The sequence below is a fragment of the Sporosarcina highlanderae genome, assembly GCF_030433715.1.
Classification (GTDB): domain Bacteria; phylum Bacillota; class Bacilli; order Bacillales_A; family Planococcaceae; genus Sporosarcina; species Sporosarcina highlanderae.
Window position 1 is genome coordinate 266,287 of the sequence record NZ_JAROCC010000003.1, and the last position, 23,549, is coordinate 289,835.

Genomic DNA, 23,549 nt, shown 5'->3' on the forward strand with positions numbered 1-23,549 from the left:
TACCTATTTGGATCTAAAGTAAACACTGGTTAATAAAGGATAGTTGAATTACAATAAGGTATATAGATATCGGAGGACAGTAGATGAGGGTGATAGAATGTGTAATCATGAAATAGTTGTAGTCGACTTGAAATGTGCTGTTTTCGATTTGTTATCAAGTAAGGTCGATGAACTGTCGATGGAAGAAATGCTTGTAGAATGCAAGAAATTGTTTATGAGTTATTTTGAAATTATTGATGCTGAAATCCTTATATATGATAATAACCGTTTTCTACCAATTTTATCCTTAGTGGATTTGGAAAATGGATCTAAAGTCGGAATTCGCAAGATGGATGATTACCCCATGATTAACCTTTCACTTTTAGCACATTCGGGTGATATTAACGATGATTCGCTTATTATTCGTGATAATAAACTGAATCCGCTGGCAGCAATAATCTTTAAGGTAACTGATAAATGGCATGCTTTTGCTGAATCTGCTTATTTAAGGGATTTAAAGAAGGTATTAGGCACTTTTGTTGGTCAAGTTGTGAAAGTCCATCAGCTTTCAGAGAATGAATTGATGTATAGACGTCTGTTTGAAGTGACGGAGCACTTTAATTCAACGATGGACAGGGATGTCATTATTGAGGAAATGATGAAAGCAGTATTCAAGTCCTTTTCAGGTTGTGATGTGCATCTCCTACTATCCCAAGAATATAAGGACAAGACAATGGGGTACCGGTTATTCGATTATGTGAATGAACGTGCCTCTGCTGTTGACGCTTTTCTTTCAGGAGATTTGACAATCGAGAAAAATGCGGAGGATTTTAAGGGTACATTGATGAATGCTCCAATTGGCGGAAGACAAGGGACCTATGGGGTTTTACAGATTGTGACGACCAAAGACGCTGCGTTTTCATCTACTCAAAAAAACTTTGTGAAATTGATAACGAATGTTGCTGGAAGTGCACTTGAAAATGCAACTTTATACGAACAATCCCATCAGCTTGTAAGTGATTTGCAATTGGTCGATGAAACGTCAAGGGAATTGAACAGTAATTTGGATTTAGGCGATATGTACGCATATCTTAACGCGCAGTTCATGAAAGCCTTTAATCCAGATGAAATTGCGTTTGTTGCGTTTCAAGAAGAAAGTGATTCAATTATTTTACCTTCTACCACATCGTTTTTTGAAAAAGAAGCGGGCATGAAAGTAGTTGACTCCATTTTATCACGTTTAAAGAATGGGGAAGAATATATTTTTGATGTAAATAGTAAGAACAACATAGTTAAAATCTCTGGTTTTAATTCGCTTGTAGCACTTCCAATCACCAATAATGATAATATGATCGGGTTTGTCATCCTATTGCATAAGGGTGATAATTTCTCTTTTGATAATTTTAAGCTTTTGCGCTCTTTAATAAGCCATTCATCATTAGCGATTTCCAACGTAATGCTACGAGATCAATTACAAACTCTCGTCAATAAAGATAGTCTAACAAAGCTGTTCACTAGAACGTATTTTGACAAGTATGTGGTTTCAACAATTGAAAATAGGGAATCAGGCATATTTTTGTTGATGGATATTGATGATTTCAAATTGGTGAATGATACATACGGTCACTATATTGGTGACACTGTCTTACAGCAGATCGCTTCGTTCATCATTTCAAAAGTGGATAATATAGGTTTTGCAAGCAGATGGGGTGGAGAAGAGATAGCTATTTTATTGCCAGCCGCTTCAGTAGAAAAAGGTGTTGAATTAGCGGAGTTACTCGTCAAAGAAATCCCCACAGTTACTGAACCGAGTGTTACAGTGTCTATTGGAATGGGAAATTGGATTCCTGATGAAGGAATTCCATTCCATGAACTATTTCAATCAATCGATCAAGCCTTATACAATGCTAAGGGTAATGGAAAAAATCAATTCATTATACATGGAGTGGCTTCGGCAAATGGACCTTGCTGAAGTTACTCTTTTTCTTTTTGGATAAAAAGTGTAGAATGAAATCAAGGAATGTAAGTGCTTACAAATGAGGAAAGGCGGGATTGGGATGAAAAAGAACACGTTACACAAAGATACGCTTGTGATTCATGAAGGCTATGACGATACGAAACACCATGGTAGTCTAACTGTACCTCTCTATCAGACTTCAACATTTTCATTTGAACAGGCGGAACAAGGGGAAAAAAGGTTTTCGGGGGAAGAAGCGGGAAATATCTATTCTAGACTTGGAAATCCGACCGTCCGTGTTTTAGAGGAAAGAATGACTGCACTTGAAGATGGGGCGGGTGCACTCGCATTTGGTTCCGGAATGGCTGCTGTTAGCTCTATACTCGTTCACTTGACAAAGGCTGGGGATCATATACTTTGCTCGAGGGGAATTTACGGATGCACATTCGGCTTGTTGAGAATAATGGAAGAAAAATATAACATTACACATAGTTTGATCAGTATGACTACTGAAGAGGAAATTGAGAAGGCGATTACACCTGAAACGGTTTGTATCTACGTAGAAACGCCTATTAATCCGACAATGGAATTGGTAGACTTGCATTTAATCGTGAAGGTTGCAAGGAAACATGGTCTTCGAGTTGTTGTTGATAATACATTCACGTCTCCATATTTGCAAAATCCACTTGCGATAGGAGCCGACTTCGTTCTCCATAGTGCAACGAAATATATCAATGGGCATGGGGATGTTATTGCAGGATTGCTTGTTGGAAAAGATGCGGACGAAATGGAAAGGCTACGATTTACCATTCAAAAAGATTATGGAGCAATCATGTCGCCATTTGATGCATGGTTATTGATCCGTGGGTTAAAAACATTACCTGTCCGAATGGAAAGACATACAGCCAATGCGGAAAAACTTTTAGATTTTTTAAAGGGTCAAAAATTAGTAGAAGACATTTATTACCCATTCGATAAAGGAAATCCACAATATGAAATTGCTGAACGTCAAATGAAAGCAGGCGGCGGTTTAATATCATTCACAGTAAAAGGTGGTAAAAAGGGTGCTCAGTTATTCATGGATAGCCTTTCATTGATCAAAATTGCTGTGAGTCTTGGAGATGCTGAGACGCTAATTCAACATCCTGCTACAATGACACATTCATCAGTACCAGCAGAAGAGCGTGAAAAAATGGGTATATCAGATTCCTTACTCCGTCTATCAGTAGGACTGGAACACGTAGAAGATTTGATTGCCGACCTTGAATCAGCTTTTACCATTTTGGAGAAAAATAATTCTGCGCATGCAAAATAAAAACATGGCCCGATGCTTTTTTTCGGGCCATGTTTTTTCATATATGTTTAACTAATACTTCTACAAGTTCTTCCAAACCTTGGCGGTCTTCATCGCTAAAACGATCAAGTTCAGGGCTATCGATGTCAAGTACACCAAGGAGTTTACCGTCTTTAATGAGTGGAACGACAATTTCTGAACGTGACGCCGAGTCGCAAGCGATATGGCCAGGGAACTGGTCGACGTCCGGAACAACAATACTTTCCCGTTTCAATGCGGAAGTTCCGCAAACACCTTTTCCAAGTGGAATTCGGATACAAGCGGGAAGCCCTTGAAAAGGTCCAAGAACGAGTTCATTCTCACCGTCTAACAAGTAAAAGCCTACCCAATTGATGCGGTCAAAAAATTGATTCAATAAAGCTGATGCATTGCTTAAATTCGCATAACGGTTTGGTTCCCCTGAAAGCAAGGCGTCAAGCTGACTTGTCAATTGGCTGTATTTTTCTTTCGGTTTGTCGGAATAAGTAATAGAAGTAAACAAAATAACACCCCCAAAAATTATATTTTAAGTATACGTTTCTTTCATACTTTCTACAAATTCCGCGCTTTTAGACGAAAAAACACCTTTTTCCCTATAATTCGCTCGTTTTCGATACGAAAACACTTTAAACATGTTACTATATAAGATAATATTATTTTACAGTAGTTGAAAATTAGTAGTACATCGATATGAAAATTTACGTTATTAAACTTTATATATAAGTGACTTCGGAATAGGGGGATCACAATGGTGAAATACTTCATCATTCCAATAATAGTTTTAGTTGTTCTTATGAGTATCGCCTTTTTATTCAGACGCAAACATATACGAGAAATCGGTAGGCTCGAACATGAAAAAATGCAAATCCAAAACAAACCGATTTTTGAAGAAATGATGAAAGTTAAACAATTGAATATGACGGGTGAAACAGAGGAGAAATTTGAACGGTGGCGTAGTGAATGGACAGAGGTCATCGATGTACATATGCCTAAAATCGATTCATTGCTATTTGACGCTGAAGATATGATCGATCGGTTTCGATTTAAAAAGGCAACAACTCTTGAAAAGGAAATCCAGGGGAAAATCCGACAATGTGATAGGAAAAAGAATGAGATTTTAGATGAGTTGAATGAATTGATAGGCAGCGAGGAAAAGAACCGCATTGAAATAGAGAAGCTTCGTGAACAATATCGCTCGGCGCGTAAGACAATATTGGCTCATCAACACGCATTCGGGATGACTGTAGAACCTTTGGAGAAAGAGCTTGAATCATTTACTCCAAAATTCAAAGAATATGATGAGTTGACCGAAAACGGGAATTATTTATTGGCCCGTGAAATTGTATTATTGCTTACTTCAAAAGGCGAGCAACTTTCTATGCTACTTCATGATATCCCTTCATTGCTGATTGAACTGCAAAGTAAGATTCCGACAGCTATACGGGAATTACGGAACGGAATTAGGGAAATGGAAAGTCAATCCTATTCATTGAAGCATCTTGAGTTGTCTAAGCAGCTATCTGAAATTGAAGAAGGCATTGAAGAGCAGTTAGCAAAAATGTCTAGTTTGGAAATCGACTCAGTAAGACAGCAAGTAACAGAAATGCATGACCGAATCGACTCGTTCTACGATGCATTGGAAAATGAAGTGAATGCAAGACATTATGTGGATTTATATTTCAATGACGTTGAAGAAAGTCTTACTCAAACTATCCATTCGACAATGGAAACTTCTGATGAAGCAATATACGTTCAGCAAAGTTACCGCTTAGACGAAAAGGAAGCGAAATTACCACAGTTAAGTTTAAAAAAGCTTGAAGGTTTACAGAACCGCTTTGATATATTGAAAGTTTTGCTGCAGGATGAAGAGTCTGCCTATTCTTCATTGCAAACCGAGCTTAAAGAAATATCGGATGAACTTGAAGGAATCGAAGAGGAACGGGAAAGGCTTGCGAACCGTATGAAAAACTTGCGGATTGACGAAAATAACGTTAGAAACAAATTGAATGATCTTTCTAAAGAACTTCAAAATGTGGATCGGAAATTACATCGCGGGAATATTCCTGGTATTCCTGATGAGATGGATGCACGTCTTGAGGAAGCGGAAGAGCAACTGTATTTAGTCAGTCAGAGCCTACAGGAAGTGCCATTAAATATGGCGGTTGTAGACAGCTATTTGGCAAATGCCACAATGGTTGTGGAAGAAGTAAAGGATAAGGTTGAGGAGCTTTTGGAGAATGTTATGCTTATCGAACGAATTATCCAATACGGAAATAGATATCGTGCTGCAAATCCTGCTATGAATGAGCGTTTGCTTATGGCGGAGGAATCATTTAGGCAATTCCGTTATGCGAAGGCATTGGAGGAAGCGGCGACGGCTGTTGAGGAAGTGGAGCCTGGTTCGATGAGGCGTATTGAAGAGATGTTGAAAGAGCATGTGTAATGGAACGAAGCCACCGGCATTAGTGCAGGTGGCTTTGTCACGTAAAAGTTGATTTCCGCTTCAGGCGGGCGCTTTCCGCGGGCATGGCTTCAGCCTCCTCACTACGCTACGCTTCGTTGCGGGGTCTTCAGCTCATGCTATTCCCGCAGGAGTCGCCGCCTTTCGCTTCAATCAACGATATAGTAATTGCTAATTCAAATTCAGTTGTTTTTATATAGAAAGGATAATTTTAATGATTTATTTTGATAATAGTGCAACGACGCAGCCTGATGAAAGTGTGCTTGAATCTTTTATTGCAGCCAATTTACGATTTTATGCGAATCCGGCATCTATTCATCAAATGGGCAGAGAGGCAGAGGTTTTGCTGAAACGCTCGAAGGAACAGATGTTAGAACTTGTTGACAATGAAGATGGAGAAGTTGTTATAACATCCGGTGGCACGGAAGCGAATAACTTGGCGATACACGGATTTGCACAAGCTTATAAATCGAGAGGCAATCATATCATTACAACGCAAATTGAGCATCCATCAATCTTGAATGCATGTCGCGAGTTGGAAAAGGACGGATTTGAAGTCGACTATCTCTCAGTGGATGAACAAGGTCTGATTTCGCTTCAAGAATTGGAAAGTAAGTTGAAAAAAGAAACAATTCTTGTCAGTATTATGCATGTGAATAATGAAATTGGTACTATACAACCGATTCAGCAATGTGCAGAATTGATAAAGAGAAGTGGACGTACTATTTTTCATTCGGATTGTGTGCAAAGCTATGGAAAATTATCTGTAAGTATGAGATCGCTTGGTGTTGACGCCATTACAATTTCTGCCCATAAAATCAATGGCCTAAAAGGTTCTGGTGCATTGTTTTTCAAAAATAATGTTAAACCGAATGCTATAAATTTCGGTGGTGGTCAGGAAAATGGTCTTAGAAGCGGGACAGTATCAGTTCCAAATGCTGTATCTATGGCGAAAGCGATGAGAATTAGTGCTGAACAGCACGAAAGAAAAAATTATAGAAATTGGAAAAAGAAGATTATCGACGCGTGTGCTGAAATCGAACTCGTCAAAGTCGTTTCTCCTGATAATGCGGCTCCTCATATAATTTCATTAGCATTCAAGTCGATCAATGGTGAAGTTGCTATCAATTACTTTCAAGAGAAAGGCATCATCATTTCAACTTCAAGTGCCTGTTTTTCGAAAAGCAAAAATGCAAGTCATGTCGTGGAAGCGATCGATTTGGATAAAAAGTTTAAAAATGGTGTCATCCGCATTAGTTTCGGCAACACTAATACAGAAGAAGAAGTAGATACATTTATTACAGTTTTACGCGAATTTGTGGAATTGATTGAGAGGGGAAAATAAGAAATGGAATGGAATGAAGTTTTAATACGATACGGTGAATTGTCTTTAAAAGGCCGGAACCGGAATGTATTTGTACGTAAATTGAAAAATAATATTAAAGATGCGATGCGGGATCTACAATCAATTCGAATTAATGCTGAACGGGATCGGATGTTTTTAATCGCAGATGACCAGGAAGATATGCAAAAAGCTATGGAAAGACTTCCTGCTATTTTTGGCATCCAATCATTTAGCCCAGTCGCAAAGTGTGAAGCGGATTTAGATGCTATAAAATCAAAAGCTTTGGAAGTAATCGGTTCCGGTGAAACGGCCGGACAGACGTTTAAAGTGGAGATTAAACGAGCAGACAAAACATTTCCATATGTTACTGGCGAATTGCAACAAGAAATAGGTGGACATGTATTGCGCCATTATCCTGAGCTTGTTGTTCAAATGAAAAAGCCGGATATCATTTTGTTGGTCGATATCCGAAAGGATGGAGCGTTCCTTACTTCCAAAGTATATAAAGGTGCTGGTGGAATGCCAGTTGGTTCGAACGGACATTCATTGTTAATGCTGTCTGGTGGGATAGATAGTCCGGTCGCCGGTTATCAACTCATGAAGCGCGGCGTCTCTCTTGACGCAATCCATTTTGCAAGCCCGCCTTATACGAGTGAATTGGCAAAAAGAAAAGTAATGGATTTGACAGAACGCCTTGGTTTGTTTGGTGCTTCCGTACGCTTGCATATAATACCTTTTACGGAGCTGCAACAAGCTGTTGTTCAACAAGTTCCGGATAATTTGTCTATGACAACTACAAGAAGAATGATGCTTCAAATCGCGGATAAAGTACGGGAAGAGATTGGGGCGTTGGCAATTGTTACAGGAGAAAGTCTTGGACAGGTGGCGAGTCAGACGCTTGAAAGTTTAACGGCTATTAATGAAGTAACGACAACTCCAATTCTAAGACCGCTTATCGCAATGGATAAGCTTGAAATAATCGACATCTCCCAAAAAATCGGAACATACGATATTTCAATTAGACCATACGAGGATTGCTGCACAATCTTTACACCTTCAAATCCTAAGACAAAACCTAAATTAGAAAAAGTTCATCATTATGAAAGCTTTTTTGATTTTCAACCTTTGATTGATGAAGCAGTTAAAAATAGAACGGTAATTGAAGCCTCTTCACAGGCGAAAAACCGAAATGACTTCGAAGATCTGCTTTGATAAAGGATTAAATTACCATTAAAACCTCCTGCATGAATTTCCGGATACGGTCCATTCTATAGTCACAAGGAGGTGACAACAACATGGCTAACAACAACAGCGGCAACTCAAACCAACTTCTTGTTCCAGGAGTACAACAAGCTATTGACCAAATGAAGAATGAAATCGCAGCTGAATTTGGTGTAAACCTTGGACCGGACTCCACATCGCGTGCCAACGGATCCGTCGGCGGAGAAATCACTAAGCGATTGGTGCGTCAAGCCCAACAACAAATGCAAGGCTACCAACAACAATAACGTTTTATGAAACTGTCCCGGAAACATTCCGGGGCAGTTTTTTATCGTATTTTTTCACACTTTTTTTCTTGCATTTAAAAATTTCCTGCATGATTTTCCGGATACGGCACATTCTATAGTCACAAGGAGGTGACAACATCATGGCTAACAACAACAGCGGTAACTCAAACCAACTTTTAGTTCCAGGAGTACAACAAGCAATCGACCAAATGAAGAACGAAATCGCAGCAGAATTTGGTGTAAACCTTGGACCGGACTCCACATCGCGTGCCAACGGATCCGTCGGCGGAGAAATCACAAAGCGATTAGTGCGTCAAGCCCAATCACAAATGAAAGGCTTCTAATATAATGGCTGTCCTGGATAATTCCAGGACAGTTTTTTTCTTTCTATGGGAAGTCGTCAAGATCAATGGGAAGCGGCTTAACTCACACCAAGTCTTCTCAATAGGATAAGCAATTATTCAAATGTCTTGTATGAAAAGTAAATATGTTTTGAACTCTCGTCATTGAGTTTGTATAATTGAACTAATACAAAAAGGGGGAGAAACAAATGATCCGCGAGCAATTAGTGGCACCTGAGATGTATAATCTTGTTTCTGAATTTGAAAAGTACGCAACCGGGGAAGGTAAGCCCGCGCTCATTTATGTAAATTCAAATGGCGATGAAAAAGAAATTACATACGATGAATTGATGGCATCAGCGAATAAGGCCGCAAATGTTTTCGTTGAAAACGGTCTTCGAAAAGGTGATGTGATTCTTGTCATGGTTCCTCGCTTAATCGATGCATATGTTACATACATTGGCGCTCTGAAGGCAGGGATTGTTGTCATTCCGAGTTCCGAAATGCTACGTTCCTCCGATATTGAATACAGGTTAGAGCATAGTGGTGCAAAAGCAATTGTTGCTTATGAAGCATTTATGGATCAATTTGAAACCGTTACTAATATGGATGATGTTGAATTATTCGTGATTGGTAAATCGGAAAAAGGGCAGAAGTCTTTGACTGAATTAATGGATAATGCATCTTCAGATTTCGTGGCTTCGAAAACGAAAGGAACCGATATGGCGTTCCTTTCATATACTTCGGGCACGACCGGGAAGCCAAAGGGAGTCGTTCATACCCACGCTTGGGGTTACGCTCATTTAAGAACAGCAGGTCCTAACTGGTTGGGTATTAACGAAGGCGACGTAGTGTGGGCCACAGCAGCTCCGGGGTGGCAGAAGTGGATTTGGACGCCATTCCTATCAGTTCTTGGAAGTGGAGCTACAGGACTTGTATATAACGGACGATTCGAAGTGAAAACATATTTGGAAGCAATTAAAAAATATGAAGTAAATGTTTTATGCTGTACACCTACAGAATACCGCTTCATGGCCAAAGCTGAAAACTTACAGGACTTTGACTTGTCATCTTTAAAAAGTGCAGTATCCGCTGGTGAACCTTTAAACAGAGAAGTGATTGATACTTTCAGCAAAGTATTCAATCTTCAAGTAAGGGACGGATATGGCCAAACCGAAAATACATTACTTGTAGGAACTATGCTTGGCATGGAAGCAAGGCCGGGGTCTATGGGAAAACCGACTCCAGGTAACCAGGTCGACATCATTAATGATGAAGGGGTCCCTGTTTCAGCAGGGGAGGTCGGAGATATTGCCGTACATATTTCCACTCCAGCTCTCTTCAAGGAATATTTGAACGATCCTGAACGAACAAAGATGCAGTTCAGAGGAGAATATTATGTAACAGGAGACCGTGCGAAACTTGATGAAGACGGATATTTCTGGTTTGAGGGCCGCGGTGACGATATTATAATCAGCTCAGGCTATACAATAGGACCATTTGAGGTGGAGGATGCGTTGACTAAGCATCCCGCTGTTCGAGAATGTGCTGTTGTCGGTAGTCCCGATGAAGTTCGGGGGGCAATCGTCAAAGCATTTATCGTATTACGTGACCCAAAAATGAAACATGATGAAAGTTTAACTAAGGAATTGCAGGAGCATGTAAAATCACTAACTGCACCTTACAAATATCCACGTAAAATAGAATTCATTAATGAATTGCCAAAAACGGCATCCGGGAAAATCATGCGTGTTGAGTTAAGAAAAGCAGAGCAGAATAAAGGGTGAACAAAAACCGGCCATCCATATGGAGGCCGGTTTTATTCTAATAAGGGGGCGTCGTTATGCAGACAGAAAAAAGCGGTGTCCTTTGGGTTGCCGGATCCTTTGTATTATGGGGAGTTATGCCGATTTATTGGAAACACCTATCGCATGTGCAAAGTGATGAAATCCTTACGGGGCGAATCATGTGGGCATTCTTTTCTACACTTTTATTAATCGTCATTTTAAGAAATGGTAAACAATTGGTTCAGGATGTACGGGAACTTTGGAAAAAACAGTTCCAATTCTGGAGTCTCTTCATAGCATCGGTATTGGTAACGTCGAATTGGTTCATCTACATATGGGCGGTTAATAATAATTATATAGTACAAACTAGTTTGGGGTATTATATCAATCCACTTGTATCTGTATTATTAGGCATTTTTTTTCTGAAAGAGAAATTATCTTCGATGCAAAAGATTGCCTTCCTATTAGCAACGTCGGCTGTTATTATACTGACAATTTCATATGGGAAGTTTCCTTGGATTTCGCTAAGTCTTGCGATCACTTTTGCAGTATATGGTTTCATCAAGAAAAGAATTCAGTTGGATTCACTCCGTGGACTGGCAATTGAGACTCTATTCATGACACCTTTTGCAATAGGATATTATATTTTATTATTTACGAAAGGACAGGCTGTCTTTTTGCATTTGGATAGTAAGACAGACATACTTCTTATTTTGACAGGTATCGCAACTGCGTTGCCGTTAGTCATGTATGCGAAAGGCGTTCAAATGATACCACTTTACGTGTCTGGGTTCTTCCAATATATCGCTCCTACGATGATGCTGTTTTTAGGTGTTGTTGTTTATAAGGAAGCATTTTCAGTAATCGAAATGCTTTCGTTTTCAATAATCTGGGCGGCGCTGATCCTTTTCACAATCTCCAAAGTATATGAGTCAATATCAATGAAAAGGAATGCACACTAACTATGTAATAATAATAAATGAAACAATTTGTGAAGTTATACGTATATAGTAGTGGAGAAGAGAAGGAGGAACTAATCTTATGACGATTAAACGGTGGATTGCAATCATAGTTGCGGCGGTTCTGATCTTTATTTCAGTGGGCGTCAATTCGCTATCGTACATATTCACAAGAGATCTTAACGGTTTCTTGGAACAGATGGGTGCTGCAAACAATGCATATAGTGAAAAGGTTATCGAGCAAGGCAGAAGCAGAGACCGAATTGCTGTCCTGAAATTAGACGGCGTCATTCAGGACGTTGGAAGCTCCCTATTCGCATCAGGGGGATACAATCATCAATTTTTCATGTCCCAGCTGAATGATGTACTTAATGATCAATCGGTTAAAGGCGTAGTCCTTTCCGTCAATACACCAGGTGGCGGAGTAGTTGAATCATCCGATATTTATGATTCAATCCGGGCAATTCAAATTGAAAGGGAAATTCCAATCTACGTCGCGATGGGTGGCATGGCAGCATCGGGTGGATATTATGTATCCGCACCTGCTGAAAAAATCTTTGTCCACCCTGAAACAATTACAGGTTCCATCGGTGTCATTATGGAAAGTGTGAATTACGCAAAATTGGCCGAGAAATACGGTATTGATTTTAATACGATAAAGACAGGTCCATATAAGGACATTATGAGTGGATCACGTGAAATGACAAAAGAAGAACATAATATGCTTCAGGAAATGATTAATGACTCATATGAACGTTTTGTGGATATTGTGGTTGAAGGGCGCAATATGTCCCCAGAAGCTGTGAAAAAAGTGGCGGATGGCCGGATCATGAATGGCAGACAGGCGATTGAATCCGGTCTCGCGGACGAAGTCGGCAAAATGGGTGACGTCATTGATGCTTTAAAGGCGGATTACAAATTGGAGAATGCAACAGTTTTTGAATATGCACCAATGGACAGCTTTGCCTCAATTTTCGGGGTGAATGTCGGTAACCTATTTGGTAGGAATGTGGAGTCGGAACTGATTGGCAAGTTACTTTCAGATTATGATGCCCCACGGATGATGTATTTGTATGGTGAAAAATAAGGGAGGAGATAATAATGACGGATGATATAAATCAAAATCAAACGATGACGGACGTTGCTGGGCAAAGTCGCCTTCCTCAATATGAAATACTAAAAACAGAACAATTTAGACCGAAGTTAGCGGGTTTCTGGACCCGGTTCTGGGCATATTTAATTGACCTGACTATGGTATCCGCGGTTAGTGGAATTCTCATCAAACCGATATTTAGAGTTTTTGACATTAAAATTTCCAATCCGGGCTTTCTGCTTTTCAGTTCGTACAAGGTAGTAATCTTATTGCTACTCCTTGTATATTTTGCCCTTATGACGAAATTTTTCAGTCAAACAATCGGGAAAATGATAATGGGCATTAAAGTTGTTCAAAAAGACGGTGGGGGGCTTTCCTGGGGGACAATTCTTTTTAGAGAGGTTATCGGTCGTTTCATATCAAGACTTTTGACGCTTCCATATCTACTTGTTATTTTCATGCCTAAAAAAGAAGCGCTGCATGATCTGTTTGCGGACACATATGTCATTCATGAGCAGTCCTTTGAAAAAGAAGTAGTTGAAACAAGGCGTGAGAAGGTCGAAGAGTTGCAAGCGGGAACAATTGTTTAGTAGAATGAAATGAAATGATAGAGGAGGCGTCTTCATGGTTAGTGTTACTTTCAAACAAAATCCGGTTACATTGCTGGGTAAAGAAGTTACGGTTGGCGACAAAGCTCCAGATTTCACAGTTCTTTCAAATGGTTTGAAACCTGTCACGTTGGACGATTCAAAAGGAAAGGTCCGATTGATCAGCGTTGTACCATCACTTGATACGGGTGTATGTTCATTGCAAACAAAAAAATTCAACGAAGAAGCGTCTTCACTTGGTGATGATGTTGAAGTACTCACAATCTCTGTTGACCTTCCATTTGCTCAAGCAAGATGGGTTAAGGCCGAGGATGCCAATAACGTCAAAACATTATCAGACCATCGTGATCTGTCATTCGGAGAAGCATTTGGCGTTGCTATCAATGAATTACGACTGTTAGCGCGTTCCATCTTCGTCGTTGATAAGGATGACAATATCGCTTACGTAGAATATGTAAAAGAAGTAACGGATCATCCGGATTACGATAAGGCGATTGAAGCTGTAAAAAAGTTAACTGAATAATAATTGGCCCACTCGGAAACGGGTGGGCTTTTCACAGCATTACATTTTTTAGAATTGATAAGAGGGATAAAACATGGTTACAAATACTGAACATATCTTTAAGTTTTTAGACGAGTTTGCAACTTCGAATCAGGAGAATCTTTATTTAGAGTCAATCATTGATGCATGCAATCAATGGTTATCCGGCGAAAGTATGCCCAGGTTGAGTCCTTCGGTTACAAAGGAAGAAATACGAAGAGGAATACAGCTTGCGGTTTTAAAAGGAATGAAAGAGCATGCGCAACCAAATCATCAGATGACACCGGATGCAATTGGCATGCTTATCGGCCATTTTGCAAATAGGCTTATGGATAAAAAGGATCAAGTGACCTTATTAGATCCTGCTGCTGGTACAGGCAACCTTCTGTTTACTGTCATGAACACTATGGGGGAGAAAGCCGTGGCTACATCCGTGGAAATCGATGAGCTATTGGTGAGACTTTCCGCTGTTTCTGCAGACCTACTTGAGCAGCCTGTACAGTTTTTTGTACAAGATGCGTTGCGTCCGTTAATGGTCGACCCGGTGGATTTAGTTATTTGTGATTTACCTGTTGGTTTTTATCCAGATGATGAAAATGCCATCAATTTTGAAATGATGCCTGCAGAAGGACATGCCTATTCGCATCATTTATTCATCGAACAATCGATGAATCATTTAAAGGGTGGGGGATATGGAATCTTCCTTGTTCCGGCTTCCATTTTTGAGTCGGATCAATCTTCCTTGCTCCATCGCTATGTGAAAAAGAATGCGCTTGTACGTGCGGTTATACAATTGCCGGAATCCCTATTTAGAAGTTCGGTACATGAGAAAAGCATCCTTGTGCTTCAGAAACCTGAACCGAATATGAAAGGGACACCTGATGTCCTTTTAACGAAAGTACCGAATATGTCAGATAAAAACGCAATGGCATCATTCTTACGTAAGATTGATGAGTGGGTTGATGAACAATAATATAATGAAAAAAGGCGATACGTCATTCAATCGAATGATGTGTCGCTTTTTGAATTGTGTACTTACGCGGGAATAGAAGCTCTATGGGAAGTCTTATGCGTTCTATGGGAAGTATCGGCGGCTCTATGGGAAGTTTCGACGGTTCTATGGGAAGTCGGACGAGTTCTATGGGAAGTTGCGGCGACTCTATGGGAAGATCGATATGATTTATGGGAAGTCGAGTCGCGGAACAGACTTATTAACATCTTATTTTTTAAAAAACTGTCCCGAAAGTCAGTTTTTTGACTTTCGGGACAGCTCCTTCTTAAAATATGACTTACTTTAGACAGTTACTTCCTCATGTGCATTCAAGGCGTTTTGTACTGTAAGCAGTTGTTCGTCATTTAATGGAATCATCGGTAAGCGGACTCCGCCCACATGCGTTCCTGTTAAATTCAATGCGGCTTTTACACCGGAAGGGTTTGGTGCCACAAAGAGTGCCTTTATCATTGGCAATAGTCTACGGTGGTCTTTTGCCGCCTGTTGAACATTGCCAAGTTTAAAGTTTCGAATCATTGATTGCATTTCGTTTCCGATAATATGTGATGAAACAGAAACAACGCCTACTCCTCCTATAGACAAGACTGGAATTGTCAAAGCATCATCTCCACTATATAGTGAAAAGCTTGCAGGCGTCCGGTCGATGATTTCGGCCATCGCGTCTAAATTACCGTTAGCTTCCTTGAGCGCTACAATATTTGGAATTTCAGCAAGGCGGACGATTGTGTCTACCGTCATGTTGACGACGCTGCGTCCAGGAATATTGTAAAGCATGACAGGTAAAGAAGTAGCGTTCGCAATTGATTTGAAGTGCAAATATAAGCCTTCTTGAGAAGGGTTATTATAATAAGGTGCCACAAGCATAACTGCATCTACCCCAACGTTTTCCGCTTGTATGGTCATATCGACGGATTCCTTCGTATTATTCGAACCAGTTCCTGCAATAACCGGAACTCGTCCTGCGACGACGTCTACTGTAAACCTGAATAACTCTAATTTTTCTTCGTTTGTTAATGTAGGGGATTCTCCAGTTGTGCCTGCCACGACTAAAGCGTCAGTTCCGTTTGCGAGTAAATGATTGATCAAGTTTCTTGTTGCTGGGAAGTCAATATCTCCGTGTTCGTTAAAAGGTGTCACCATTGCTGTTACGATTTGTCCGAAATTCATAAATTCTCCACGTCCTATCATTTATTTTTTTATAAAATAAATAGAGGAGAGGGGCATTTTGTAAATGAACGCAAAAAGCAACAACGAGGGCTCGTTGTTGCTTGAAATAAAATAAATTATTTCATTGCATAAGATAGCCCTCCATATAGTTTCCTATATGACAATCCTGGACTTATTCAACCCAGAACCAGCTTCGAGAAGAATGAGATTCTCTACACTTCGGCAAATTCCCCTTTCCACAAACATCACAGGATCTCATTATCCTCCGATTGTGTACTGATGGTCTTTGCGCCTCTATCCTTACTTCAAAACTTTCGAAATAAGATAATATTGAATTACTAAAACTTTAACCCTTATTGGTCCGAATTGCAAGTAAAACTTAATAAAGCGTATAAAAGTAATGAATTTTTTAGAAATTAATTTGCAATAAGGTTGATTTCCGCTTCGGTTGGTCGCTTTCCTTGGGGCGCGGGCATCCGTTTTGGCAGAAAGGGACCATTTAACGGAATAAATCTGTAACCAGTATCGTTTTAACCGTCTGATAGTGAAAGGGAGTGACATAGTAATGAAAAGAATCTATATGTTTGTTTTTGCTATCTTGGTTAGCACCTTATTAATAGGATGTGGTGCAGAAGATAAAACCAGCGGTAATTTGGCAGATGATAGTAATCAAGTCATTGAATTTGAAATAATAGCGAGTGCGAAAGCCTTACCTTCCAACTTTAATGATCTTGCGTTCGAAAGAAAGGAAACACCATTTTTTCAGTATTTAGTGAAAAAAGTTGAAAATCACTCTGAATATGGCGATATATGGAGCTTATATGAATTTGAAAATGCAAAACCAAACGTCGACTTTAACAAGAAAGCCGTTGTTTTCGTTGGTGTTCACGAATCCGGAAGTTGTCCCTACAAGATAAACAATGTTGAGTTAAACTCTGGAAAAACTATTTCAGTATCTTTATTCGAACCAGACGGAGCTTGCGATGCCAGTGCAACTCCGAGAACATTTGTACTTAAGATTGATAAAGAAGTATCTAAAGAAATAAAGAAGGTGAGTATTGTTCAAAGTGGAGTGGAAACGGTCATACCGTTTGAATAATAAGTAAACAAATGGAAAAGTGGAAAGACAAAGGCTTTCTGACAGACGAACATTAATTCGACCTTTAAATTCAAGTAGGAGATCAAAGTACGATTTTTTGTGATTTTCTATTCAATAATGGTTGAACATTTTATTATTAACATATACCTAATGAGATATCGGCGCAATTCAGTGTCATAAAGTGGTATGCTACTCTTCGAAAATGGAGAGTAGCTTTTTTCTTTTAGTAAATAAATTCCCCGCAGACGTTAGATAGTAGAATTTGGTGTTTAAATATTTTTTTCATTATATTGTATACCTTTTTAAAGAAATTGACTCTTTATTAATGAGGGGCGTTAGAAAGGAGGAACTATGGATTCACAGTTTTTGTTGAAAATATATAATGAACAGGCAAAAATGATTTATTTCTACTTAAAAAAGAATGGCTGTAGTCATGAAGATGCGGAAGATATTGTTCAAGAAAGCTATATGAAGTATATCGCTTATAGTAGCGGTGTTCCATCCGATAAAGCCCTCTCATATATTTTCACCATTTCGATGAATGAATTTAAAAAGATGTTGGGAAGGAAGGGAAAAGAGCAGGTATTTTCAATTGATGATCATCATTTCTGGAATAATTTTGCGAATGACCAAGATACGGAATCCAGTATTTTACGTCTTGAAATGAGTCAAGAAATTGACCTTACATTAAAGCATATTAAAGAAGTGTATAGGCAGTTGCTTTTATTAAAATATGAGCTTGAGCTTAGTTATAAAGATATTGCTCTGTTGTTAGGAATGAAGGTAGAAACTGTAAGAACTTATTTATTTCGTGCAAGAAAAGAATTTCAAGAAACATGGAGGAATTTACATGGATGATTTCAGAGAGGATATTTTTGACGAGCAGAAGATAAAGAAAGCGATAAAAAAGGGTAAAAGAAAATCAATTATAATGATTGTTTTTGTCTCAGTCATTGTATTTGTCGTTCTCAATGCAATCAATTTTGCCGCTTATTCCTACTTTAGCCAAAGCGCATTTAAACAATGGGATGCTTATATCAAACTTAGTACTCCAAATGGTTATATTAGCGAAACTGTGGATACAAAAGGTATTTTAGGTGGAGAAAGCCAATTTAAAGTCTCCAAAAATATGAAAATCAAGTCGCTAGTAATCGAACAAAAACAATACAAGTTTGGTGTACTGCCATCACTCTCCTATTCAAGAATAGCAGGTAACAGCATTGGGTTCACTGGAGAGGATTGGCAGGTTACTTATAAGGAGAATGGTTGGCGGAACTTACTGTTTTTCCATCCGGATGTTACGTACCAAGAATACAAACACGATGAAGATTTGATTAACCAGATGCAGGGGGAACAAATATATGAAGTAGCGCTCTCTTTTGATAAACCATATAAACAGAGAGAACTGCCCTTATATGAACTCCCTACAATTACTTGGTTTTGGATAAACACGTATAGTGATAGCCAATTGAAAACATTTCAAGAAAAAGCGAGAAAAAACGATTGGTCTTCGACTTTTATAAGAGAGAATGAAGCATTAGGTTTTTCCGTTAACTACTCTATTTACTCAACTATTAAATTGGATAATGAGTATGAAGACTTTTTAAATCTTTTACAAACGAGTTTTTATCATGAACATCATAGGGCTTATGACTTTATGAAAGATGTGGATGCAAAGGACGTGGAAATATTAGGCATCGTCGTTTATGGTACAAAGGAAGAATTAACAAATATCATTCAACAACCCTTTATTAAGGCTGTTTCACTAGGAGGAGTTATAAATAATTATTAGGTTATTTTCTGTTAAGGAAAATGTTTCTTCCAAGTATGAAGTAATATGTGTTTTTTCGCTGTTGGTGTTCGCTGCAGAATATTTCTTGTAAAATAATTTGCCAGTTCAGAAAAGGGTGATTTAGCTAAGTGAAAGGGGGGGAGGAATTGTTTTCGTTTATATCAAGTATATTGCTTCTTATCTATGTTTTGGTTGTTATTTTCGTCGCTTACTTTTTAATCACTGTAGTATTGTTTATGAAAAAGAAAAATCGTAGTGATGAATTACTACTTCAAAAAATTGATGAATTATCCCAGAGGTTAAATGAACTGAAAGAAGATAAAAGAAGCTAATCGTTTATTACCTTTCTTTCACAAACGGGCGCGATTGACGATAGAAACAGACACCTAAGTTGATTGAGTGGAAGGCGACCGACTTCGGCTGGAGCGTGAAAACTAACTAGTTTACTTCAATCACAAGCCTCAACACAAAGGCGCATTTCCAGAGTATGGATCTGCGTTTTTTTGCGTGACAGGGCCAAAGATTTCTATGATGAAGATTGACAGCAATATAACCCCAGATGAAAATTAGTTTAATGAATAAAAAAAGACTGAAAGTTCTTTGAGAATAAACTCTTAGACAGTTCGTTGTACTTTATGAAAAAGCTTTTTCAATCACATAAGGAGCGAAATAAATGAAAAGTTCATCAACAAATTTTGTCAATAGATTAAAAAAACAAAAAGAAGATGCACTGGAGTACATCATTGATGCTTATATGCCACTTGTGAAAACAATCGCGACGAAAATTTTGCACAATATGAAGCGACCAGATATCGATGAATGTATCAACGATGTTTTTCTAACCGTTTGGCAAAATGCTCATCAATTTCAAGGTGATATACAAGACTTTAAGAAATGGATTGGCATAATTACAAAATACAAAGCAATTGATCGTTATCGGCAGGTTAAAAAACAAAACGAACATGAACAATCGGATGCACCACTTGAACATAAAGCGAGTACTTTGCGAACAGACACATCCGTCTTGAAACGGGAAGAAAAAAACGAATTATTATTTGCGATTAGTCGATTAAAGGAAATCGACCGCGATATTTTTATGATGAAATATTATTTGGAGCTTTCAAATAGCGAAATTGCTGACAATTTAGGTATATCTAAAGCCGCGGTAGATAATCGTTTGTATCGAGGCAAGAAAGAATTAGCCGCAAATACAAAGTTAAAGGAGCTATTTGTATGAGTATGAAGGATTGGATAGATATGGATATCGATCAACTTGTATTATTAGATGTAACAGATATCGAAAAGGCACGCGTCAAACAACATATACTCAAAAAACACAAAAAAGCACCGATTTGGCGTGATATTGCCGTCGCTGCAGTTATCATTGGTGGAGCAAGTACAGCAACAGGTTTTGCATTCCCATCCCTTGCTGCACAAATACCGTTTATGAATAATGTCATTAATTATTTTGATGATGAAGAACAACGTTATAAGAATTTTGAGGCCTACTCTACCGATATTGACCTTTCGCAGACGAGTAATGGTATTACGGTCATGATTGATAATGCTGTATATGACGGAACAAACATTACTGTGTCGTTTGCGATTGAAACTGATCATGATTTTGGCGAAACGATGCGTATAAGTGCACCAAATTGGTTTGGTGTAGTTGGTGCAAGTGGTAGTGGTGGTAGTAGTGATATTACTAAGATAAGTGATAGGCGATATGTCGGCTTGTCAACATTCAGACCACATTTTAAGAACGATCAATATCCAGAAACAGTGGAAATCACTTGGTCTCCGCAGGCCTTTAATAGTATGTCAAATGATTTAGAGATTAGGGGGAATTGGTCATTCGGCTTTTCATTAGATCGTTTAGAAGGAGATATACAGCTCGTGAATGAAACTGTACAGAGTAAAGATGTGAAGTTCACTTTGAAATCGGTTGAATTCACTGATGTTTCGACGGTTATTGCCTATGAACAAGTAGTGACGGACGAACTCCTTGAACAATGGCCAAGTATAACACCAGTATTTCAAGTCACAGACGATCTCGGTCATGTGTACATGGATGGAGGCGGTGGTGGTGGCGTTTCTACTAATAACGGGAAGAACTTCAAAGGAACGACAACATTCGGTACAATCCATGAAGGCGCCAGTCAGCTCTTTATCCAACCAGTTGAAATCGCAAGTCTTATGTCTGGTCAAGGTCACACCGAAATCAAACTAGATCCGATTGTCATTGAGTTAAAAAAGTAATATTTATATCCCCTGTAGAAGTTTTAACGTGCATGTTGAATAAATTAGTGCTCTTCGCGATAATTCAAATTACTCAGACAATAAAACGATTGACAATAATGTTTTTCTCAGATATGATGATTTCAAATTATACGGAATATAAAGGCTGAGAAGAGAACAGTAATTTTGATTAATTATTTTCAGAGAGCTCCGGTAGGTGGGAAGGAGCAATAATGATCTTAATGAAAAAAGGCTCTGAGCTGCGCACGGATCTAAGAACGTACTTAGTGATACTGCGACGGGATCTCCCGTTATAGAGATAGGGTATACTCAATTATTATAATTGACGTACCCGAAGAGGTTGATATGATGACATATCAATAAACTGGGGTGGTACCACGGAGCTTAAACTCTCGTCCTCAAGATGGATAATCTTGGGGGTGGGAGTTTTTTTGTTGTCTAAATAATTATTTTGAAATAAATAACAGTCAAACTAATAAAGAATGGAGCGAGCAGTATGGGAAATGACCAAAGAGACTTCAGAATAGAAAAATTAAGGACTTTAAAATCAGAGGGGGTTACAGCTTATCCTGAAAAGTTTTCTTTAAACTATGAACTTAATGAGGCAACACAACTTGAAGATGGAACTTCCGGAGTTCGGGTTGCCGGAAGAATAATGAGCATTAGAAACTTCAGCAAGTTAAGTTTCATAACGATTTCAAATATCCAAGGAAGCTTACAACTTCTTTTGAAAAAGGATGAAATTGGTGATGTGCCTTATGATCAATTTCATAATTTATTGGATATAGGAGATTTTATCGGTGCAGAAGGGCGTATCTACAGTACCAAAACGAATGAAAAAACACTACGTATCGAAAGCTATGTATTCCTTGGAAAGGCGTTAAGAACTCTGCCAGAAAAATGGCACGGCTTAAGCAATATTGAACTACGATATAGACAACGTTATTTGGATTTATTGATGACGAAAGAGACACAAACTCGTTTACTTGCAAGGAGCAAGATGGTACGTGCCATTCGCAGATTCTTTGAGGATCGAGAATTTATAGAGGTTGAAACGCCGATTTTACAACACACTTCTTCTGGTGCAATAGCAAAACCATTTAGGACCTATCACAACGCCTTAGATACCGAATTAAATTTGCGGATTGCACCGGAAACCTATTTAAAGAGGTTAATCGTAGGTGGATTTACCAAAGTATTTGAATTCGCTAAGTGTTTTAGGAACGAGGGGATTAGTCCTCAACATCTTCAAGAATTTACAATGGTTGAAGGGTATGCCGCATATTGGAATTATGAGGATACAATGGAATTAATGCGTGATATGGTTTTGTTTGTATTGGAAAAAACCTTTAGTTCAACTACCATCACTATTCAGGGGAAAACGATAAACTTTTCAGATGAATGGGAAATTGCTTCTTTTAGGGGCTTAATCATAAGAGATACTGGCATTGATATTGACCTTTATCCCGATGTTAAAGATTTATATCAGGAAACGTTAAGGAAAAACATCGACTTAGACTATTTGGATATTGAATCATTAGGAAGGGGTAATTTTATTGATCTTCTCTACAAGAAAATGTGCCGTCCTCATATAGTTAAGCCTACTTTCTTAATCAAGCACCCTATTGAACTATCACCATTGGCTAGAGCGAATGATCAAAACCCCGCTGTCACAGATCGGTTCCAATTAGTGGTGAATGGCGCGGAAATAATAAATGCCTATTCTGAGCTTGTTGACCCACTTGAGCAAAGGAGAAGGTTGGAGGAGCAGGCACAACTTAAAAATAATGGAGATTTGGAAGCTATGGAGATGGATGAAGACTATCTAATGGCAATGGAATATGGAATGCCACCAATTTCTGGTTGGGGATTTGGAGTTGAACGGCTGTTAATGGTATTAACGGATAGTGAAACAGTTAAAGATTGTGTTTTATTTCCATTAACCAAAAAATTATAGGGGCCAATAGTGATCTATGGTTAGCTGATGGATGTTAATCCGAGTTATCTTATTACTTTTTGGGGAAATGTAAAGATGGGCGGCAAAATCGTCATATTGAATGGATTTCCGTTGATTGAAGCGTAAGGCGGCAAGTGCAAAGATGTGCTCACAACGCTTCGCTTTTGTTCGCAAAAGCCGTTCTTCGTTACGGCTTTTCCTGCGGGAAAAGCATGAGCTTTGAGACCCCACAGGGCGCACGCCTTTCGCGACCGAGGAGGCTCAAGCCATGCCGGCGGAAACATACTAACATTAGTAGTGCAGACCATGGCCATGGTTTGTGCTACTATTTTTTTATAGTAGAAGTGAAGG

General features: G+C 38.8%; 22 protein-coding genes, 1 riboswitch and 1 other annotated feature. Of the genes, 19 read left to right on the forward strand and 3 right to left on the reverse strand.

The features are described from left to right. The first annotated feature begins 97 nt into the window (after positions 1–97). A complete protein-coding gene (locus tag P5G49_RS05890; RefSeq protein ID WP_301242551.1) occupies positions 98–1,951 on the forward strand; it encodes a sensor domain-containing diguanylate cyclase in 1,854 nt (617 codons plus the stop codon). Between the two features lie 85 nt (positions 1,952–2,036). Then, positions 2,037–3,251: a methionine gamma-lyase gene (megL, locus tag P5G49_RS05895; protein ID WP_301242552.1), complete on the forward strand. Its 1,215-nt coding sequence runs from the start codon at positions 2,037–2,039 to the stop codon at positions 3,249–3,251. A 37-nt stretch (positions 3,252–3,288) separates the two neighbouring features. Here the strand turns inward: megL and P5G49_RS05900 are convergent, their stop codons facing one another. Next, entirely contained in the window at positions 3,289–3,771 is a 483-nt protein-coding gene (locus P5G49_RS05900) for a GAF domain-containing protein (protein WP_301242553.1), read from the reverse strand. 246 nt (positions 3,772–4,017) lie between these two features. On the opposite strand from P5G49_RS05900, the gene ezrA reads away from it, so the two are divergent. From ezrA to P5G49_RS05955, 11 genes are all read left to right on the forward strand, one after another. Further along, positions 4,018–5,712 (forward strand): septation ring formation regulator EzrA, encoded by a 1,695-nt coding sequence (gene ezrA / locus P5G49_RS05905; RefSeq protein ID WP_301242554.1) that lies wholly within the window; start codon positions 4,018–4,020, stop codon positions 5,710–5,712. Positions 5,713–5,944: 232 nt separating this feature from the next. Next, positions 5,945–7,075, forward strand: a complete 1,131-nt coding sequence (locus P5G49_RS05910; RefSeq protein ID WP_301242555.1) for a cysteine desulfurase family protein — start codon at positions 5,945–5,947, stop codon at positions 7,073–7,075. Positions 7,076–7,078: 3 nt separating this feature from the next. Further along, complete coding sequence (gene thiI, locus P5G49_RS05915; RefSeq protein ID WP_301242556.1) at positions 7,079–8,287, forward strand: tRNA uracil 4-sulfurtransferase ThiI; 1,209 nt, start codon at positions 7,079–7,081, stop codon at positions 8,285–8,287. An 83-nt stretch (positions 8,288–8,370) separates the two neighbouring features. Further along, positions 8,371–8,583 (forward strand): alpha/beta-type small acid-soluble spore protein, encoded by a 213-nt coding sequence (locus P5G49_RS05920; RefSeq protein WP_301242557.1) that lies wholly within the window; start codon positions 8,371–8,373, stop codon positions 8,581–8,583. Positions 8,584–8,723: 140 nt separating this feature from the next. After that, entirely contained in the window at positions 8,724–8,927 is a 204-nt protein-coding gene (locus tag P5G49_RS05925) for an alpha/beta-type small acid-soluble spore protein (protein ID WP_301242558.1), read from the forward strand. Between the two features lie 206 nt (positions 8,928–9,133). After that, complete coding sequence (gene mbcS, locus P5G49_RS05930; protein WP_301242559.1) at positions 9,134–10,711, forward strand: acyl-CoA synthetase MbcS; 1,578 nt, start codon at positions 9,134–9,136, stop codon at positions 10,709–10,711. A gap of 56 nt (positions 10,712–10,767) precedes the next feature. Then, positions 10,768–11,673 (forward strand): EamA family transporter RarD, encoded by a 906-nt coding sequence (gene rarD / locus P5G49_RS05935; RefSeq protein WP_301242560.1) that lies wholly within the window; start codon positions 10,768–10,770, stop codon positions 11,671–11,673. Between the two features lie 79 nt (positions 11,674–11,752). Then, a complete protein-coding gene (gene sppA / locus P5G49_RS05940) occupies positions 11,753–12,757 on the forward strand; it encodes a signal peptide peptidase SppA (protein ID WP_301242561.1) in 1,005 nt (334 codons plus the stop codon). A 14-nt stretch (positions 12,758–12,771) separates the two neighbouring features. After that, entirely contained in the window at positions 12,772–13,353 is a 582-nt protein-coding gene (locus tag P5G49_RS05945; protein ID WP_301242562.1) for an RDD family protein, read from the forward strand. 34 nt (positions 13,354–13,387) lie between these two features. Continuing rightward, on the forward strand, positions 13,388–13,894 hold the full coding sequence (gene tpx / locus P5G49_RS05950; protein ID WP_301242563.1) for a thiol peroxidase: 507 nt from the start codon (positions 13,388–13,390) through the stop codon (positions 13,892–13,894). A 73-nt stretch (positions 13,895–13,967) separates the two neighbouring features. Beyond that, positions 13,968–14,885: a class I SAM-dependent methyltransferase gene (locus P5G49_RS05955; RefSeq protein WP_301242564.1), complete on the forward strand. Its 918-nt coding sequence runs from the start codon at positions 13,968–13,970 to the stop codon at positions 14,883–14,885. A 321-nt stretch (positions 14,886–15,206) separates the two neighbouring features. On the opposite strand, the gene dapA is transcribed toward P5G49_RS05955, so the two are convergent. Continuing rightward, positions 15,207–16,091 carry a 4-hydroxy-tetrahydrodipicolinate synthase gene (gene dapA / locus P5G49_RS05960; RefSeq protein ID WP_301242565.1) on the reverse strand — a complete coding sequence of 295 codons (885 nt, stop codon included), beginning with the start codon at positions 16,089–16,091 and terminating at the stop codon, positions 15,207–15,209. A 126-nt stretch (positions 16,092–16,217) separates the two neighbouring features. Further along, positions 16,218–16,396, reverse strand: a riboswitch (Lysine riboswitch). Positions 16,397–16,656: 260 nt separating this feature from the next. On the opposite strand from dapA, the gene P5G49_RS05965 reads away from it, so the two are divergent. The 6 genes from P5G49_RS05965 to lysS all read left to right on the forward strand — a co-directional run bounded on the left by P5G49_RS05965 (position 16,657) and on the right by lysS (position 23,198). Then, positions 16,657–17,190: a hypothetical protein gene (locus tag P5G49_RS05965; RefSeq protein WP_301242566.1), complete on the forward strand. Its 534-nt coding sequence runs from the start codon at positions 16,657–16,659 to the stop codon at positions 17,188–17,190. Between the two features lie 351 nt (positions 17,191–17,541). Beyond that, complete coding sequence (locus P5G49_RS05970; RefSeq protein WP_301242567.1) at positions 17,542–18,048, forward strand: RNA polymerase sigma factor; 507 nt, start codon at positions 17,542–17,544, stop codon at positions 18,046–18,048. After that, positions 18,041–18,982, forward strand: coding sequence for an anti sigma factor C-terminal domain-containing protein (locus tag P5G49_RS05975; protein WP_301242568.1), 942 nt, complete (start codon positions 18,041–18,043; stop codon positions 18,980–18,982). The genes P5G49_RS05970 and P5G49_RS05975 overlap by 8 nt, the downstream gene beginning before the upstream one ends. A 673-nt stretch (positions 18,983–19,655) precedes the next feature. Continuing rightward, on the forward strand, positions 19,656–20,219 hold the full coding sequence (locus P5G49_RS05980) for a sigma-70 family RNA polymerase sigma factor (protein ID WP_301242569.1): 564 nt from the start codon (positions 19,656–19,658) through the stop codon (positions 20,217–20,219). Beyond that, positions 20,216–21,241, forward strand: coding sequence for a DUF4179 domain-containing protein (locus tag P5G49_RS05985; protein WP_301242570.1), 1,026 nt, complete (start codon positions 20,216–20,218; stop codon positions 21,239–21,241). Before P5G49_RS05980 ends, P5G49_RS05985 begins: the two co-directional genes overlap by 4 nt. A 138-nt stretch (positions 21,242–21,379) precedes the next feature. After that, positions 21,380–21,644: a binding site (T-box leader), on the forward strand. 93 nt (positions 21,645–21,737) lie between these two features. After that, complete coding sequence (gene lysS, locus P5G49_RS05990; protein ID WP_301242571.1) at positions 21,738–23,198, forward strand: lysine--tRNA ligase; 1,461 nt, start codon at positions 21,738–21,740, stop codon at positions 23,196–23,198. Between the two features lie 44 nt (positions 23,199–23,242). Here lysS and P5G49_RS05995 read toward each other — a convergent pair. Further along, positions 23,243–23,549, reverse strand: a 307-nt coding sequence (locus P5G49_RS05995; RefSeq protein WP_301242572.1) for a hypothetical protein, incomplete at its 5' end; no start/stop codon positions are given.

What these genes read in the sequence shown, in the direction of transcription:
- dapA (WP_301242565.1), bottom strand. Translation starts at nt 16,091, where the DNA reads ATGAATTTCGGACAAATCGTAACAGCAATGGTGACACCTTTTAACGAA.
- tpx (WP_301242563.1), top strand. Translation starts at nt 13,388, where the DNA reads ATGGTTAGTGTTACTTTCAAACAAAATCCGGTTACATTGCTGGGTAAA.
- mbcS (WP_301242559.1), top strand. Translation starts at nt 9,134, where the DNA reads ATGATCCGCGAGCAATTAGTGGCACCTGAGATGTATAATCTTGTTTCT.
- sppA (WP_301242561.1), top strand. Translation starts at nt 11,753, where the DNA reads ATGACGATTAAACGGTGGATTGCAATCATAGTTGCGGCGGTTCTGATC.
- megL (WP_301242552.1), top strand. Translation starts at nt 2,037, where the DNA reads ATGAAAAAGAACACGTTACACAAAGATACGCTTGTGATTCATGAAGGC.
- P5G49_RS05985 (WP_301242570.1), top strand. Translation starts at nt 20,216, where the DNA reads ATGAGTATGAAGGATTGGATAGATATGGATATCGATCAACTTGTATTA.
- P5G49_RS05970 (WP_301242567.1), top strand. Translation starts at nt 17,542, where the DNA reads ATGGATTCACAGTTTTTGTTGAAAATATATAATGAACAGGCAAAAATG.
- P5G49_RS05975 (WP_301242568.1), top strand. Translation starts at nt 18,041, where the DNA reads ATGGATGATTTCAGAGAGGATATTTTTGACGAGCAGAAGATAAAGAAA.
- P5G49_RS05920 (WP_301242557.1), top strand. Translation starts at nt 8,371, where the DNA reads ATGGCTAACAACAACAGCGGCAACTCAAACCAACTTCTTGTTCCAGGA.
- ezrA (WP_301242554.1), top strand. Translation starts at nt 4,018, where the DNA reads ATGGTGAAATACTTCATCATTCCAATAATAGTTTTAGTTGTTCTTATG.
- thiI (WP_301242556.1), top strand. Translation starts at nt 7,079, where the DNA reads ATGGAATGGAATGAAGTTTTAATACGATACGGTGAATTGTCTTTAAAA.
- P5G49_RS05945 (WP_301242562.1), top strand. Translation starts at nt 12,772, where the DNA reads ATGACGGATGATATAAATCAAAATCAAACGATGACGGACGTTGCTGGG.
- P5G49_RS05980 (WP_301242569.1), top strand. Translation starts at nt 19,656, where the DNA reads ATGAAAAGTTCATCAACAAATTTTGTCAATAGATTAAAAAAACAAAAA.
- P5G49_RS05925 (WP_301242558.1), top strand. Translation starts at nt 8,724, where the DNA reads ATGGCTAACAACAACAGCGGTAACTCAAACCAACTTTTAGTTCCAGGA.
- P5G49_RS05890 (WP_301242551.1), top strand. Translation starts at nt 98, where the DNA reads ATGTGTAATCATGAAATAGTTGTAGTCGACTTGAAATGTGCTGTTTTC.
- P5G49_RS05910 (WP_301242555.1), top strand. Translation starts at nt 5,945, where the DNA reads ATGATTTATTTTGATAATAGTGCAACGACGCAGCCTGATGAAAGTGTG.
- P5G49_RS05955 (WP_301242564.1), top strand. Translation starts at nt 13,968, where the DNA reads ATGGTTACAAATACTGAACATATCTTTAAGTTTTTAGACGAGTTTGCA.
- lysS (WP_301242571.1), top strand. Translation starts at nt 21,738, where the DNA reads ATGGGAAATGACCAAAGAGACTTCAGAATAGAAAAATTAAGGACTTTA.
- rarD (WP_301242560.1), top strand. Translation starts at nt 10,768, where the DNA reads ATGCAGACAGAAAAAAGCGGTGTCCTTTGGGTTGCCGGATCCTTTGTA.
- P5G49_RS05965 (WP_301242566.1), top strand. Translation starts at nt 16,657, where the DNA reads ATGAAAAGAATCTATATGTTTGTTTTTGCTATCTTGGTTAGCACCTTA.